7 protein-coding genes are annotated in these 17,504 nt (G+C 65.2%); all 7 read left to right on the forward strand.

Annotation, left to right across the window (positions count from 1 at the left end; translation table 11 throughout):
* Positions 1-61: 61 nt before the first annotated feature.
* A complete protein-coding gene (locus NM961_RS01340; protein WP_255910434.1) occupies positions 62-529 on the forward strand; it encodes a Dps family protein in 468 nt (155 codons plus the stop codon).
* Between the two features lie 370 nt (positions 530-899).
* On the forward strand, positions 900-4,721 hold the full coding sequence (locus tag NM961_RS01345) for a Calx-beta domain-containing protein (RefSeq protein WP_255910665.1): 3,822 nt from the start codon (positions 900-902) through the stop codon (positions 4,719-4,721).
* A 323-nt stretch (positions 4,722-5,044) separates the two neighbouring features.
* On the forward strand, positions 5,045-5,752 hold the full coding sequence (locus NM961_RS01350; RefSeq protein WP_255910435.1) for a TVP38/TMEM64 family protein: 708 nt from the start codon (positions 5,045-5,047) through the stop codon (positions 5,750-5,752).
* Between the two features lie 92 nt (positions 5,753-5,844).
* Complete coding sequence (locus NM961_RS01355; RefSeq protein ID WP_255910436.1) at positions 5,845-8,433, forward strand: glycosyltransferase family 2 protein; 2,589 nt, start codon at positions 5,845-5,847, stop codon at positions 8,431-8,433.
* Positions 8,434-8,732: 299 nt separating this feature from the next.
* Positions 8,733-9,323: an ECF-type sigma factor gene (locus tag NM961_RS01360; protein WP_255910437.1), complete on the forward strand. Its 591-nt coding sequence runs from the start codon at positions 8,733-8,735 to the stop codon at positions 9,321-9,323.
* 127 nt (positions 9,324-9,450) lie between these two features.
* The gene (locus NM961_RS01365; protein WP_255910438.1) at positions 9,451-12,015 is read left to right on the forward strand and encodes a serine/threonine-protein kinase; all 2,565 of its coding nucleotides are present in this window, start codon (positions 9,451-9,453) and stop codon (positions 12,013-12,015) included.
* A gap of 279 nt (positions 12,016-12,294) precedes the next feature.
* The gene (locus NM961_RS01370; protein ID WP_255910439.1) at positions 12,295-17,307 is read left to right on the forward strand and encodes an RHS repeat-associated core domain-containing protein; all 5,013 of its coding nucleotides are present in this window, start codon (positions 12,295-12,297) and stop codon (positions 17,305-17,307) included.
* The last annotated feature ends 197 nt before the right edge of the window (positions 17,308-17,504 follow it).

Consider the following 17,504-nt stretch of genomic DNA (forward strand, 5'->3'; position numbering starts at 1 on the left):
GTCACCGGCGCCCCCGCCGGCGCGGTAAAGTGGGGCGCCTGAACCAAACTGGAGTCTGCACATGGGTATCGACATCGGCATTGCCAAGAAGGACCGCGAAGCGATTGCCAAGGGCCTGTCCCGCCTGCTCGCCGACAGCTATACGCTCTATCTGAAGACCCACGGTTTCCACTGGAACATCACCGGCTCCATGTTCAACAGCCTGCACCTGATGTTCGAGACCCAGTACAACGAACTCTGGCTGGCCCTGGACCAGATCGCCGAACGCATCCGCTCGCTGGACCTGGCCGCGCCGGCCTCCGGCGCCCAGTTCGCCAAGCTCTCCTCGATCAAGGAAGAAACCGGCGTACCCGAGTGGCGCGACATGGTGGCCCAGTTGGTCGAGGGCCATGAAACGGTCGCCCGCACCGCGCGCGAAGTGTTCCAGCTGGCCGACAAGGCTTCCGACCAGCCCACCGCCGACCTCGCCACCCAGCGCATGCAGGCGCACGAGAAGACCGCCTGGATGTTGCGCTCCCTGCTCGCCTGAGTGTCCCGGCCGCGCCGGCTTCGCGGCCGGCGCGGCCCTGTCGCGGCGCGCTGCCGCGCCCCTGTGCGCCAGCCGCGCCGCAGTACATGAAAACGTCAAATGGGCGTGATAGCCTGCCTGGCCTTTCGACAGGCGCGCGGCCGAGCGCCCACGCCTGCCCCGATGCGACGGGCGAGTCGCACTGCCCGGCCCCTGCGCCGGACGGCCGGGTAAGCGCACCGCAGGGCGCGGCGCGCAACGAATTGCAGGACCCTGAATTCCTTGAATTCAAACCCCTGGCCGCTCGTGGCCGGGCATTCATTACACGTGGGGATCACACATGCTTCGCAAGCACCGAGCCTTGTTTGCCGGACTCGCGTTGTTGTCAGCCGTGACGAGCGCCGATGCGGCCGTCGTCATCAGCCAGGTCTACGGCGGCGGCGGCGGCACCAACGCGGCGACTTCGTACAAGAATGACTACATCGAGCTGTTCAACAGCGGCACCACCGCGGTGACCTTGTCGAGCTATTCGATCCAGTACGGTTCTTCCGGCGGAACCGGCGCCTGGAGCGTGCACAACCTGCCCGCGCTGACGATCCAGCCCGGCGCCTATGCACTGATCCAGGAAGGCGGCGGCACGGTCGGCGCCACGCTCCCCACGCCGGACGCGACCGGCGGGCTCAACCTGTCGGCCACGGCCGGCAAGGTCGCCCTGGTGTCGAACACGACCGCGCTCAACGGCGCCTGCCCGACTGCCGGCGTGGTCGATGTCGTCGGCTTCGGCGGCGCAAATTGCTTCGAGACGGCGCCGACTGCCGTGCTGAGCGTCAGCACCGGCGCGCTGCGCAATGCCAACGGCTGCACCGACACCGGCAACAACTCCACCGATTTCACCGTGACCACGCCGGTCCCGCGCAACAGCGCCAGCCCGGCCAATCCCTGCGGCGGCGGCACGCCGACCCTGTCCATCGCCGATGCCAGCATCGCCGAAGGCGTCTCCGGCACTACCGTGCTGACCTTCAACGTCAGCCTGTCCGGCCCGGCCCCGGCCGGCGGCGTGGGCTTCACTGTCGATACCACCGATGACACCGCCACCAGCGCCAGCGGCGACTATGTCGCCATCGCCGGCGGCAGCGGCAGCATCGCCGCCACCCAGTCCAGCGGCACGGTCAGCGTGACCATCAACGGCGACGCGCTGTACGAAGCCGACGAGACCTTCAAGGTCACCCTGAGCGCTCTCTCCAACGCCACTGCAGGCGATGTCGAAGCCGTCGGCACCATCACCAATGACGACACCGCGCCGACCCTGTCCATCGACAACGTGGCGATCAACGAAGGCAACGGCAGCACCAACCCGACCGCGACCTTCACGGTCTCGCTGTCGGCCGTCTCCGGTCTGCCCGCTAGCTTCGACGCTGCCACCGCCGACGACACCGCCACCGCCGGCAGCGACTACACCGCGACCAGCCGCAGCGTCAGCATTCCGGCCGGCCAGAGTTCGGCGCAGATCAATGTCCCCCTGCTCAGCGACGACACCGCCGAGCCGGACGAAACCTATTTCGTCAACCTGAGCAATCCCGTTGGCGCCACCATCGCCGACGGCCAGGGCCTGGGCACCATCCTCAACGACGATGTCGCCGTGACGCCCAGCCTGTCCGTCGACAACGTGACCGTCACCGAAGGCGGCAGCGGCACGGTCAACGCCGTGTTCACCATCAGCTCCACGCTGGCGGCGCCCGCCGGCGGCATCAGCGTCAGCGTCGCCACCGCCGACGACAGCGCCACCACCGCCGACAACGACTACGCCGCGCTGGCCACCACCGCGACCATCCCGGTCGGCCAGACCTCCACCACGGTCACCGTGCTGGTCAACGGCGACACCAAGCTCGAATCCGACGAGACTTTCCTGGTCAACCTGAGCGGTCCCACCGGCGGCGCCAGCATCGGCGACGGCCAGGGCGTGGGCACCATCACCAACGACGACTTCGCGCCGGACCTGAGCATCGGCGATGCCTCGGTGACCGAAGGCAACAGCGGCACCACCGCGCTGACCTTCCCCGTCACCCTGTCCGGCCCGGCCCCGGCCGGCGGCATCAGCTTCACCGTCAGTACCGCCGACGGCACCGCGACCGTCGCCAACAACGACTATGCCGCCCTGAACAGCCAGGCCGGCAGCATCGCCGCCGGCGCCAGCAGCGGCAGCGTCGTCGTCACGGTCAACGGCGACACCGCCTACGAGCCGAACGAGACCCTGACCGTCACCCTGTCCGGCGTGACCCAGGCCAACGTGCTCGACGGCAGCGCCACCGGCACCATCACCAACGACGATTTCCTCGAAATCCACACCCTGCAGGGCGCCGGCATGGCCACGCCGCTGTCGGGCACCGTGGTCACGCGCGGCAACATCGTCACCGGCCGCGGCCCGCAGGGCTTCACCATGCAGGCGCCGGACAACCGCGCCGACGCGGATCCGAATACCTCCGAAGGCATCTACGTCTACACCGTCACGGCCCCGGCCGTCGCGGTCGGCGACATGGTCGACGTCAGCGGCACCATCACCGAATTCAACGGCCTGACCGAGATCACCTTCGCCACGGTCACCATCACCAGCAACGGCAACCCGCTGCCCACGCCGGTGGAATTCAACGCCAGCGTGCCGTCGCCGGATCCGCACAACCCGACCTGCGTCACCGCCGGCAGCAACTTCGAGTGCTTCGAGTTCATGCGCGTGCGCATTGCCGACGGCCTGGTCAGCACCGGCAACCAGCGCTTCGGCTCGCCCGCCACCGAGACCTACGCGGAAGTCTTCGTCACCGCCAACGGCCGCCGCGGCATCCGCGAACCGGGCCTGCTGTATCCGCTGACCACCACCGCCGGCAACATCGCCGCGGGCCAGTGGGACGGCAATCCGGAGCTGTTCGAGATCGACGCCGACTATTTCGGCGGCGTGCCGCAGGACACCGCCATCATCGGCGGCACCCGCTTCAGCGCCGTCGGCGTGATGGGCTATGACTTCGGCGACTACGAACTGTGGGCGACCGAATTCACCGTGACCCAGGCCGCCGCCGTGCCGCGGCCGGTGCGCGATCCGGGCAATGCCGGCGAGCTGCGCATCGGCGCGTTCAACATGCTGCGCTTCTGCGACACCACCAACAACGCGCCCAGCGGCTCCGACCCCTGCCTGGCGCCGACGCCGACCGCCGCCGGCTTCAACTACAAGGTGGCGCGCCTGGCCAAGTACGTGAACGAAGTGCTCAAGCTGCCCGACGTGCTCGGCGTGGTCGAAGTGGAGAACCTGACCGTGCTGCAGGCGCTGGCGAGCAAGCTGACCGCCGACACCGGCGTGCCCTATGCCGCACGCCTGGAGGAAGGCAACGACGTCGGCGGCATCGACGTGGGCTTCCTGGTGCGCACCGACCGCGTTTCCATCACCAGCACCACCCAGCTGGGCAAGACCCTGACCTGGAACGACCCGACCGGCAGCCCCACCGCCCTGCTCAACGACCGTCCGCCGCTGCTGCTGCAGGCGACCTTCACCGCCAGCGGCAACCAGCCGTTCGGCGTGATGGTGGTGCATCCCAAGTCGCGCTCCTGCGTCGACCAGACCGGCGGCGCCTCCTGCACCCAGGCCGATGTGGACCGCAACCGCCAGAAGCGCTTCCTGCAGGGCAAGTACCACGCCGAGCAGATCCAGGCCTTCCAGCAGGCCAATCCGGGCATGCTGTTCGCGGTGGTCGGCGACTTCAACGACTACCAGTTCAGCGACGGCTGGACCCACATGCTCGGCGCCATGGCCGGCACCTATGACGATGCCGCCAACCTGCTCGACTACGCGCCCAACACCGTGGTCAACCCGCCGCTGTGGAACGCGGTGATGTCGCTGCCGGAGAACGAGCGCTACTCGTTCCTGTTCACGGAAAACTTCGGCGACTTCCAGGGCTTCAGCACCCGCGACCTGCCGACCCTGCAGTCGCTGGACCACGCCCTGCTCAGCCAGTCGGCCAAGGCCATCTTCACCGGCTTCGACTACGGCCGCGCCGCCAACGACGCCCCGGCCGAGTGGGAACGCCTGTGCAACGTGGTGCCGACGGCGCCGGCGACCATCCCGCCGGGCTGCCCCAACATCGCGATCGCCGCCTCCGATCACGACGGCTTCGTGTTCGGCCTGGATGCCGACCATATCTTCAAGGACGGCTTCGAGTCGGCCCAGTGATCGGCTAGACTTGCCCGTGGAAGCGAAGATGGGGCCGGGTTTCCGGCCCCATTTTTTTGTCCGCGCCACGGCGGCGACGGCCGGATGCCGGCGCTGCAGCGGGGAAACGCTGCGCGCGGATCCGATAGCCGGCGCCTGGACTGACTGCCGGCCCCGTACCTGCCAGACCTGCCGCGGAATGCACTCCGCCCCGCGGCGGTTGTCCGCTGCCGGCCGGTCCGCAAAGCGCTCGCTGCCGTTGCAAATCCTCCCCGGCGACGCCAGTTGCCGCGGAGGCCCCAAGCCTCCCGCGCCATGCGCGCGTCCTGGATCATCGCCGCGGCATGAAACGCCTACGCCCGCTGTTTCCGCTACTGCTGCTGGCCGGCCTGGGCCTGGCCCTGTTCGCCTCGGGCCTGCTCGACCACTTCCGCCCCGAAGTGCTGGCGCGCGAGCACGACCTGCTGCAGCAGCAGGTGGCGCAGCATCCGCTGCTGGCGCCGCTGATCCTGGTCGGCGTGGTCACCCTGGCCATATCCACCGGAATTCCCGGCGGCGTGGTGCTGATCATGGCCGGCGGTATGTTGTTCGGCGGCTGGTACGGCGCCCTGCTTTCGTCCATCGGCGTCACCCTGGGCGCGCTGGTGCTCTACGGCGCCAGCCGCTTCGCCTTCGGCAGCCACGGCGAGGCCGGTGCGCCGGCCCTGGTCGAGCGCCTGCGCGGCGGCTACCTGGCCCACCCGGTCAGCTATACCTTCTTTCTGCGCCTGGTGCCGTTCTTCCCCTTCGGTGCGGTCACCGTCGCCCTGGCCTGGCTGCGCTGCCCGCTGTGGCTGTTCCTGCTCGCCACCGCCCTGGCCGGCTCGGTCATGACCACGGTGGAAAGCCTGCTCGGCGCCGGCCTGGCCAAGAACCTGACCGAAGGCGGGCATCTGGACGGCAGCCTGTTCGTCGACCCCTGGGTGCTGGGCCCGGTGCTGCTGATGGCGCTGCTGGCCCTGCTGCCGGTGGCGCTCAAGCACTGGCGCGGCAGCCCGCCGCCGGCGCCCTGAGGCGGCCGCCGCGGCCGCGTTGTTAGGCCCTTCGCGCATGGGCTATCCTGCGCGCCACTTTGCGTTCTTGCCCGCATTTCCCGAGGTTTGTCTTGAGCGATCCGCAGCCCGCTGTCGTCCAGAAATCGCTGTGGAGCGCCATCCTCCTCGCCTTCATAGTCGCCGCGCTGAACATCGCGCTGTGGGCCTACGTCAACCGGCCGGTGCAGATTCCCAACTGGGAAGGCAAGATCGAAGGCTTCGCCTTCTCCGCCTTCCAGCGCTACCAGAGCCCGCTGCGCGACAACTACCCGACCGAGGAAGAACTCGCCTCGGACCTGCGCATCATCGCCAAGAACGCCAAGCGGGTGCGCACCTATTCCTCGCTGGAGAGCGCGGCCATACCGCGCCTGGCCCGCGACCTGGGCCTGGATGTGATGGCCGGCGCCTGGCTGGACCGGCGCACCGAGCACAATGAGCTGGAGCTGGATGCGCTCATCAGCGCCGCGCGGCGCTGGCCCAACATCGACCGGGTCATGGTCGGCAACGAGACCATGCTGCGCGACGACATCAAGATCGAGCAGATGATCGACTACCTGGACCGCGCCCGCGCCGCGATCCGCCAGCCGGTGTCCACCGCGGAACCGGCGCATATCTGGAAAAAGTATCCCGAGCTGGTCAAGCACGTCGACTTCATCACCATCCATACCCTGCCCTACTGGGAACAGGTGGACCGCAAGGAAGCCGTCGCCGCGGCGATGAACAACTACCTGGAAATACAGCAGCTGTATCCGGGCAAGAAGGTCGTCATCGGCGAAGTGGGCTGGCCCAGCTACGGCGACCGGCGCAAGCGCGCCGATCCCACCCTGGCCAACCAGGCGCGCTTCATCCGCGAGTGGCTGAACTTCGCCCGCGAGCAGAACCTCGACTACTACATCATGGAGGCCTTCGACCAGCCCTGGAAGGAAGAAACCGGCGGCCGCGCCGAGGCCTACTGGGGTGTGTTCGGCGCCGACCGCAATCCCAAGTTCTCCATGGTCGGCCCGGTCATCGAGGATCCGAGCTGGCCGTGGAAGGCGCTGGCCGCCTCCGGCCTGGCCCTGTTCCCCATGATCTGGTTCGCCTGGGCCTTCACCCGCTTCCGCGTGGCCGGGCGGCTGTTCTTCCTCACCCTGATCCAGCTTTCCGCCGGCGTGCTGGTGTGGTCCACCACGGTGCCCTACACCTTCTACCTGGACCCGATCGACTGGGCCATGCTCGGCGTGCTCATGCCCGCCCAGCTCGCCATCATCGCCATCCTGCTCATCAACGCCTTCGAGTTCACGGAAGTAATCTGGCGGCGCAGCTGGCTGCGCGGCTTCGGCCTGCTCACGCCGGCGCCGGACGAGCGCCAGCCCTTCGTCTCCATCCACCTGGCCTGCTGCAACGAGCCGCCGGAGATGGTGATACTCACGCTGGATTCGCTGGCCGCGCTGGACTACGACAATTTTGAAGTGCTGGTGCTGGACAACAACACCAAGAACGAAGCCGTGTGGAAACCGGTGGAGGAACACTGCGCCAAGCTCGGCGACAAGTTCCGTTTCTTCCACCTGAACCCCTGGCCCGGCTTCAAGGCCGGCGCGCTCAACTTCGGCCTGACCCAGACCGACCCGCGCGCCGAAGTCGTCGCTGCGGTCGACGCCGACTACGCCGTGCGCGCGGACTGGCTCAAGGCGCTGACGGGCTATTTCCACAATCCCAAGGTGGCCGTGGTGCAGTGCCCGCAGGCGCACCGCGACTGGGAGCACAACGAATTCCGCCGCATGACCAACTGGGAATACGACGGCTTCTTCCGCATCGGCATGCACCACCGCAACGAGCGCAACGCCATCATCCAGCACGGCACCATGACCATGGTGCGGCGCGATGCGCTGGAGCGCACCGGCAACTGGTCGGAATGGACCATCTGCGAGGACGCCGAGCTGGGCCTGCGCCTGATGCAGGAAGGCATGGAACTGGTCTATGTCGACGAGATCATGGGCCGCGGCCTCACCCCGGCCGACTTCACCGCCTACAAGTCGCAGCGCTACCGCTGGGCCTTCGGCGCCATGCAGATCCTCAAGGGCCGCTGGGACTGGATGACGCGCAAGGGCCCGCTCAGCGCCGGCCAGCGCTTCCACTTCCTCACCGGCTGGTTCAGCTGGTTCGCCGACGCGCTGCACCTGGTATTCACCCTGATGGCCCTGGTCTGGACCGCGCTGATGCTGTCCCTGCCCAAGTACTTCAATCTGCCGCTGCAGCTGTTCCTGGTGCCCATCATGGGCTTCTTCGTGTCCAAGGCGGTGTTCGGCATCGCGCTCTACCGCGTGCGCGTGCCCTGCTCGTGGAAAGACACCATCATGGCCTCGATCGCGAGCATGGCGCTGAGCCACGCCATCGCCCGCGGCATCTTCATGGGCCTGATCAAGAAGAAGGGCGAATTCGTCCGCACCGCCAAGAGCCGCCGCCTGTCCAAGCGCCCCAGCGCCTTCAGCTCGGTGCGCGAAGAACTGCTGATGTTCATTGCCCTGCTCTGCGCCATCGCCGGCATGGCCGTCACCTTCGGCCTGCAGTACACCGAAGGCGAACTATGGATGATCATTCTGGCGGCCCAGGCCGTGCCGTACGTCTCGGCCCTGGTCGGCGCCTGGATTGCCCACCGCTCGGGCGAGCAGGCCGGCTGATCCCGCGCCGCGCCACCGGCAAGGTTGCGGCGCCGTTCCGGCGGCGCCGGACTTGCCGCTGCGCAGCCTAGCGCCTGGCCCTGGGTCCGGCCGCTGCAGCCGGGCGGGCGCGCCAGAGCGAGGGGGCGCCTGACGGCGCTACACGGCCCGCCCCGAAGCGCCGGTTTCTTCCTCCGTGCCGATCATGCGCGGCGCTTTTTTGCGGAAAGCCCCGTAGATGCCTCCGGTATTTCCATACGGATGAACACGCCTGGGCGCGCTTGCCATAATCTGGCGCACGCCACCGGCTACAGGACCTCATGATGGCCAGCCCGCCCACCGAACTCACCGCATTGCTCGCCCGCTGGCGCAGCGGCGACCGCAGTGCGGAAAGGGAATTGTTCGACGCGATCTACCCCGTGCTGCGCGGCATCGCCCAGGCGCGGCTGCGGCGCCTGTCCACCGATCTCACCCTCAGCGCCACCGAGATCGTCAACGAGACCTACGAACGCCTGCTCGGCTCGCGCCGCATCGAATACCGCGACCGCACCCATTTCTTCGCCATGGCTGCGCGCGCCATCCGCCATTTCGTGATCGACCAACTGCGCACCCGCGGCCGCGACAAGCGCGGCGGCGGCCAGCCCTTCGTACGCCTGAGCGAACTGGACCAGGCCGAACCGGCCGGCGGCGACAGCATCGACCTGCGCGTGGACTGGCTGGCCGTGCACGCGGCGATCGAGGCGCTGGAACAGGTCGACGCCGGCTGCTCGCGCCTGGTCGAACTCAAATTCTTCTCCGGCCTGACCGTGGAAGAAATCGCCGAGAGCTGCGGCGTTTCCCGCGCCACCGTGGTGCGCGACTGGCGCTTCGCCAAGGCCTGGCTGGCGCAGCACCTGCAGGCGTTGAATTGAATGATGATTTCTCAATGACCGGGATCCGGGTGCAACCTCGCAATCCACGGACGAAGCAATCGACGACCTGCATGATGTCCGCCCCGCCGGCAACCATCCGGGATCGCGCAAACGGACGAGAAAACCCATGCCACAAGCCACCTTCCAGCGCCTGCGCCACCTGTTCAACGCCCTGGCCGACCTGACGCCGGAAGAACGCGAAGCCTTCCTCGCCGCCCAGCAGGATCTGGGCGCCGATACCCGGCGCCAGCTGCAACAACTGCTGCAATCGGATGAACAGCTGGCCGGCGTGACCGTGCGCAGCGCCATGAACACCGCCTATCAGCTGGCGGATGCGCACGCCGGACGCAGCGGCGAGCGCATCGGCGCCTATACCCTGCGGCGTCAGCTCGGCAGCGGCGGCATGGGCAGCGTGCACCTGGCCGAGCGCAGCGAAGGCGGCATCGTGCAGCAGGTCGCCATCAAGATCGTGCATCCGGAGCAGCTGGACGCGACCACGCTGGCGCGCTTCCGCCTCGAACGCCAGGTGCTGGCCCTGCTGCGCCATCCGCATATCGCCAGCATGCTGGACCTGGGCGAGCTGGAAGACGGCAGCCCGTACGCGGTGATCGAATTCGTCGATGGCGTGCCCATCACGGTCCATGCGCGCGAGAAACGCCTGGATCTGCGCCAGCGCCTGCACCTGCTGCTGGCGGTCTGCGACGCCGTCGCCCATGCCCACCGCAACATGATCGTGCACCGCGACCTGAAACCCAGCAATGTGCTGGTCGATGCCGACGGCCACGTCAAGCTGCTGGATTTCGGCATCGCCAAGCCGCTGATCAGCCAGTTCGGCGCCATCGACGTGGAGCAGACCGCGACCGCACAGCGCTTCCTCTCGCCCAGCCACGCCGCGCCGGAGCAGTTCAAGGGCGAGGCCATCACCACCGCCTGCGATGTCTACGGCCTGGGCTCGCTGCTGTACGAACTGCTGTGCGACCAGCCGCCCTTCTCCACCGCCGACCGCACGCCGGGCCAGCTGGAGCGGGAAATCTGCGAAGTCGATCCGCCGCCGCCTTCGCGCCGCCGCGCCGCCGACGCCAGCATCGAAGCACCGCCGCGCGACCTGGACCTGATCGCCCTGCGCTGCCTGCGCAAGCAGCCGGCCGACCGCTACAGCTCGGTGGAGGCGCTGGCGCAGGACCTGCGCAACTACCTCGCCGGCCGCCCGGTTGAGGCCCGCCGCGGCAGTTTCCTCTACCGCACCGGGCGCTTCGTCAGCCGCCATCGCAGCGCGGTCGCGTTGTCGGCCGTCATCGTCGGCGTTACCGCGGTCGGCTTTCTCCTGCTCGCGCAGCAGAACCGCGCCACCACCGAGCAACGCCTGCGCGCCGACGAAATGACCGGGCTGATCATCGACGCGCTGCGCTCGGCCGATCCCTCGCGCAAAGGCGCACGCGATCTCTCCGCCCGCGAAGTGTTCGAGCGGGTCGCCGGGCAGGTCCAGGCCAAGCCGGATCTGTCGCCACAGTCGCGCGCCAGCCTGATCAGCGCCATCGCCCGCATCGATCTGGAGCTGGGTCTGCCCAGACAGGCCGAGGCGCTGCTCGACCGGCTCGACGCCGAAGCCCTTTCCGCACGGGAGCGCGATCAGGCCCGCAACATCAGGGCGCGGGTGCTGATGTCCGCAGCCCGCTATGACGAAGCGCGCCTGATCATCGCCTCCGGCCTTGCCGAAGCTGCAAGCCCGCAACAGCGGATCCCGTGGCAGATTGCAGATACCCAGCTGGACTTCCACCAGGGCAAGATCGACGACGCACTGAAGAAGATCGATGCCGTACCAACCCAGGAAATCGACGCGGAAACCAGCGAAGATCGCCTCAACCTGCGCGCGCAGATCCTGCTCGCGCAGGACAGGCGTCCCGAGGCGCTGGAGGAATTCAACCGCCTGCTGGCCGCCCAGCGCAAACGCCTGGGACGGGAGTCGCCAGCAGTATTTGAAACCCTGGGACAGATGGTTGTGGCCGAAGTGCGCGAAGGCAACTTCGACCGGGCCGAGCCGCTCAACAGCGAGCAGCTGGCGCTGGCAGAACGGCTGTTCGACAAAAATTCCGTCCGCTACGGCAGAGCCCTCAGCACCGCGCAACTGTATGAGCGTTACCGCGGAAACTACAAAAAGGCGCTCGAATACGAATATCGGAACAACGCCATACAACGCGAGCAGTACGGCGAGCCCAACCCTGCGCTGGCCCGGTCACATTTCAACCTTGCCGGACTCCACACCTATCTGGAAGAGTACGCCGAGGCCGACGCTCATTTCGGCAAGGCGATCAGCAATGCGGAACGCGTCTGGCTGCCCTCGGACGGAAACTTGTTTCTGTTCCGCCTCGGGTTTGCCGTCCATCTCGCCATGAATAGCGATCGCCCCGCCGAGGCGCAGAAAGTCGCCCGCGTCGCGTTGAACAGCGCCGATACCTATCCGGAGCTGAAAACCGAGGAAATCTATCTTCTGGGACTGCTGATCGACAGATACGGCGACTACAGCCGAGATCCGTCCAAGGCGAACCGCGCTGCGCTGATCAAGGCGCTGGACGAGGCAATCGCCGGTGGCAAAGGCATCAGCTACAAACGCACGCTCGGCGACTTCCTGCTTAAGCTCAAGACCAAAGGGATCGAACCGACGCCGGCAGCGACTGCAGGCTCCCCTGACTGAGGTGACGTGACGCCTGGGATGCACTGCTGATCCGGGCCGCGGCAGTCCGGCTATACGGCGCATGTCGGCAGTCCACGTGCCACGCGGGAAGCCCCGTCTCGCATCCAGTCCCGGTCAACACCATAGGCACTAGCTTGCCTGCCAGGGCGGCGGTAGCACCTTCGCACACCCGCGGCCGAACGTTCTCAGGCGGTGCGCCGATGATCATGTTTCATCCGGAACAGCGGTTACCACCGCAGCGGCCGCCCTCCTGCGGCCGTTTCAGCCGGAGAACAATCCATGAGGTTTCCTCCAGATCCGCGCCATCCGCCAAGCCCCCACATCAACGCCGCCTCCCCGGCAACAGCAATCACGATCGCAGAAGCACAACGCCCGGCCTCGTCATGCAGCGTTGCTGCCGCGCTGGCATCGCTGGCCTTCCTCTTCATGGCCGCCAGCGCAACTGCCCAGATCAACTCGCAGTGCAAGGCCCAAGGCGGCGACGCGGAGTGCGTCGATCCGCTGCAGGGCGAGCCGGCCTGTATCGCCGCCGGCTACGTGTATACCTCCGATCCGCCGTGCCAGATCGACTACACCACCGTCACAGGCACCTGCAAGACCGAAGGCGAGGCACAGCAGGCCTTCCTGAACAACTGGAAAGCTGCCGTCAACCCAACCTGCCGGCAACCACGCATGGAAGTCTGCAGTCCGCCGCAGCAGTCGCTGACCTTCAAGCTGGGCGTGGCGCAGTACTGGTCCACCGGTTTCGACGGCTACATGTCGAGCAACCCGCCCGACGGCTCCTGTCCGGAGAACCTGGTTGCCTCCTGCGCCAGCGGCCGCGGCATCGCCAGCTCCTGCCGGCGCTGGGTGGAGTGTCCGCCAGGCTATGCGGAAGTCCATCCAGTCAACGGCCCCTGCAAGAAGATCGAAGGCAAGATCTGCCCTGCCGGCAATCCGATCGACTGCGGCGACGGCCAGAAACTGCAGATGGAAGTCGATATTGCGGCCAACAGCTCAAGCTCGCTGAAATTCGCGCGCTACTACTCCAGCACCGGCTTCTACACCGCTCCGGGCAGCAACCAGCCGCCCAATCCATTCGGCCGTACCTGGCGCCACAGCTACCAGCGCTCCATCGTGGTCGAGACCTCGGGGCCGCCGCACAACATCAGCCTCGCCCACGCCGTGCGGCCTGACGGCAAATACACACATTTCAAGCTGGTCAACGGCCAGTGGAAAGGCCGCGAAGACACCTGGGAAATCCTTGAGGAAGTCACCAGCCAGAACCAGCGCACCGGCTGGCGCTACACCAACGAAAAAGACGAGATCGAGCACTACGACGCCGCCGGACATTTGCTCAGCATCGTCACCCGAGCCGGTTTGGCGACCACCATCGACTACAACGGCAACTGGCAGCCGGTGCGGGTCACCGACGCCTTCGGCCGCAGCCTCGTCATCAGCTATACCGCGGCGGCCTATGTCAACGGCCAGCTCGAACCGCGGCATGTGGACGTGGCCGATCCCGCCGGTGAGATCCATACCTATGAATTCAACGATCGCGAACGCCTCGTCCGGGTCATCCGTCCGGACAGCAAGGTGCGCCAATACCTCTACAACGAGGCAGCTCTGACGCAATATCCCACCAACGGCTGGGATCTGCTCACCGGCATCATCGATGAAAACGGCAGCCGCTACGCCAGCTATCGCTACGATGCCTTCGGCCGCGCCGTTGAGGAATGGCACGGCAGCAACCAGGCAGACAAGCTCAGCCTGGAATACTACGGCCACTTCAACGACGCGACCTCCTTCACCACGCTGACGGACGCACTCGGCGCGATAACCCGGCGCCGCTATGTCGCTGTCGACGGACGTCTGCGCGACGCCGGAACCACCCGCTGCAGCGCGACGTCCTGCACCGCAACTAACCTGGAAAAGACCACACGGACCTACGACAGCAACGGCAATCTGAGCCAATCCACCGACTTCCGCGGCACCATCACCGACTATGACCACAACACCCGCGGCCAGGAGCTGGTTCGCCGCGAGGGCTACATTCCCGCGGCAATGGGGTGTCCGCCACCATCGACCTACAGCAGTTCGGCCTACGGATCCAGCTGCGTCGGCGGCACCTGCTGGTCGACTTCACCATTCGCCGGCAGCACCAGCGCAGCACCGCTGGGCTGGAACGGCTGGCAATACAGCTGTCTGGCCGCTGTCAGCCCGTCCAGCTATGTCCGCGCTACCGAAACCGACTGGCACGGCATCGTGCGCGCGCCGGTCGAACGCCGGCTGCGCAATGCCAGCGGCGCGCTCGAGGCCAAGACGCAGTGGGCTTACAACAGTCGCGGGCAGGTCACCGCGCGCTGCGAGATAGCGCCTGAAGATGCGGCGGCGATGGGCTACACCTGCAGCGATAGCATCGCTCCGTCCATTGACGCCAAAGTTCGGCGCTGGACTTATACCTATTGCGAGGCTGTCGATGTAGCGGCGAGCAATTCGACGTGTCCGATCGTAGGGTTGGAGAAGACGATGAATGGCCCACGCCTGACCAGCGATCCAGGCATGAACGGGCTGGATGACATTGCTACCAAAGCCTACTACCCAACCACGGACGAATCAGGCTGCGGCTCACCCGAAGGACCGTGCCACAGCAAGGGTGATTTGCACACAGTCACCAATGCACTTGGCCATGTAAGAGAAAACGTCACCTACGATAAGGCTGGCCGACTGTTACGCAGCCGCGATCCCAACGGCACGTTAATCGATCTCGCCTACAACTGGCGCGGCTGGGCCACCTCGCGAAGGGTTCGTGCTCTCGCAAGCGGTGCGAACAACATTGATGATGGGACAATGACCATCACCTACGATGATGTCGGCCTGATCACCCGGCTGGCTCACGCCGATGGCGCTTATCTCAGCTACGCCTATGATGACGCCTATCGTCTTACCGAAATCATGGACAATCTGGGAAATCGTACCAGGTACACGCTGGATGCTTCGGGTAAACGCACGAAGGAAGAAACTTTCAATTCAACCTACGATGCAGCTATACCAGGCCAGGGGCTGAAGCGCAGGATAGCGCGGCATTACAATGTACTCGGACGCCCTGTAAAAACGCTCAACTCTGCCAGCATCCCGCTGCAGGACTCCAGCACATACGACACGACCGCATACCAGGACGGTTTCGATCCGAACGGCAACGCTGTCCGGTTTGACGACGGCGCGGGAAGTCGCTTCCAGCGCGACTACGATGCCCTGAATCGGCTTGTCCGCACCATCCACGATGTCGCCGGCACAAATCCCCAGACGGCAAATGCGACGGTCGAAATAGGCTATGACGGCGCCGATCGAATTCGATCCGTCAAGGACCCTGACAATCTCGTCACGACGTTCCTTGTCGACGGACTCGGCAACCGCTCCGGCGTCAACAGCCCGGACACCGGACACACCAGCTACGAATACGATCTTGCCGGCAACCGCATCAGCGAAACGGATAGCAGGGGCATCTTGGTGCAGAAAACCTATGACCCGCTGAATCGTCTGCGCTCGATCAGCTATCCGGATTCCTCCTCGAACGTAAGCCAAGTCTACGAAGAGAGCAATTCGGCGACAGGCTGCCCGATTTCATTTCCGATATCCAGGTTGACGCGCCTCACTGATGCCAGCGGTAGCACCATCTTTTGCTATGACCGCCGCGGGAATGTGATCCGGAAAGTGCAAAATACGGACGGCGCCGTTTTTACGATCGAGTATGCCTATGACAATGACAACAGGATCAACCGAATCGTGTATCCCAGCGGGAGCATAGTTCACTACACCAGGGATACAACGGGGCGGGTCGTCGGGATCAATTGGCAGGCATCGGCACAATCCCCTTCAGTTGCCATCGTGACGTCAGCGACCTACTACCCGTTCGGCCCCCTTAATGTGCTGACGTTCGGCAATGGACGCACGCTTGCGAAGGTTTATGACACCGACTACGCCATCGACAGCATTGCCAGTTCTGCTTCCGATGGCCTCGTGCTTGATCTGCAAACGGACGTTGTCGGAAACATTGTCAGTGCCAGCGGCACTACTGGGGCTACAACTCCGGATCGTCACTATGCCTATGACCGCCTGTTCCGCCTGACGCAGGTCACGAACGCGAACGGAACCCTGCTCGAGGGTTACGACTATACTCGCGGCGGCGATCGCACTCGAAAAAGAATCGGAAGCGCCACTCAGAACTACTCATACGTTGCGGGCAAGCACAGAATTTCGGCTATCGACAATGTCAACCAGGTACACGACAACGTCGGTAATATCGTTGATCGTAGCGATGGGACCACATTGACCTACGGTGACAACAATCGTCTCATCAAAGCGAGCGCAGGCAACAGTCAGGTCGACTATTCTTATACCGGCCGGGGAGAGCGCGTACACAAGAGCGGCTCTTTCGCCAGCTCGACCGATGTCGATGTTTACGTCTTCAACGAACAAGCCAAGGTACTGACAAACTATCGCGACAGAACCGGCAACGGTGGAGCACAGAACTTCATCGACTATATTTATCTGGACGATCTGCCGGTAGCCCAGATTCGCGACGGCGCGCCTAGTTTTATCGAGACCGATCATCTGGGAACTCCGCGCGTAACTGCGTCCGCTTCGACGAACTCCAAGGAATGGGAATGGTCATTCCTGGGCTCCTCCTTTGGCGAACATGCGCCGGCGCTGTCGCCAAACGGAAAACCGTTGGACTTGCGCTATCCCGGACAATGGCAGGATGAAGACCTGCGTCTTGCCTACAACGTCTTCCGCGATTTCGACGCGGCCACGGGGCGCTATGTCGAGAGCGATCCGATCGGCATTGCCGGAGGCTGGAATACCTACCAATATGCGGGCGCGAGCCCGTTGCGGCTAAGCGATCCTCATGGCTTGAATCCGATCATTACAGGCGCTCTTGCGTGCGGCGGAGGTTGCGTCGCTGGGATAGTAGGCAGCCACGCCATTTGCGTTGGCCTGGGAATGTGGAATGGCGGCTCTTGGCGCGAATGCGACAAACGCTGCAGGCCAGATCCTTGCAAAGCGGCCAAAGTCTGCGTGACCGGTTGTGTTGCGACTGTAGTTGTAGCCGGCACAGCGGGAAGCGCAGGAGTAGCCTTCGTTGGGCTTGGTGGTTTTGTTGCGGAAGAACTGCTTATTACCTATATCGAGGAGCTTTTCCCATTTGACCCTTGCAAAGCGCTTGGATGGCCGAGTGGATGGTCCGACGACCAGCCTCCTGCCACGCCCTGGGACTTGTTGCCTGGTAATCAAGGCAAGATTCTGATGTAGAAACGGCAGACACTGCTGGAGGTGTATCCAGGATGTTCACTGATACAGTCCAGCGACAGACGCACAAGACGATTGACATCAGCCTAGATCCGTATAGGCCTTCAATTCAGTCCAGCAACACGATCTGCGCGCCGGCCATTCCGGGGCGCAGATCTCGCACACGCTCTATATGTCCCAAATCGACAACTGCTTAACAA

It is taken from the genome of Tahibacter harae, assembly GCF_024437735.1.
In the GTDB taxonomy this organism is placed as follows: domain Bacteria; phylum Pseudomonadota; class Gammaproteobacteria; order Xanthomonadales; family Rhodanobacteraceae; genus Tahibacter; species Tahibacter harae.

Excerpts from the sequence above, each read along its gene's own strand:
- NM961_RS01340 (WP_255910434.1), top strand. The coding sequence starts at position 62 with ATGGGTATCGACATCGGCATTGCCAAGAAGGACCGCGAAGCGATTGCC.
- NM961_RS01350 (WP_255910435.1), top strand. The coding sequence starts at position 5,045 with ATGAAACGCCTACGCCCGCTGTTTCCGCTACTGCTGCTGGCCGGCCTG.
- NM961_RS01360 (WP_255910437.1), top strand. The coding sequence starts at position 8,733 with ATGATGGCCAGCCCGCCCACCGAACTCACCGCATTGCTCGCCCGCTGG.
- NM961_RS01365 (WP_255910438.1), top strand. The coding sequence starts at position 9,451 with ATGCCACAAGCCACCTTCCAGCGCCTGCGCCACCTGTTCAACGCCCTG.
- NM961_RS01370 (WP_255910439.1), top strand. The coding sequence starts at position 12,295 with ATGAGGTTTCCTCCAGATCCGCGCCATCCGCCAAGCCCCCACATCAAC.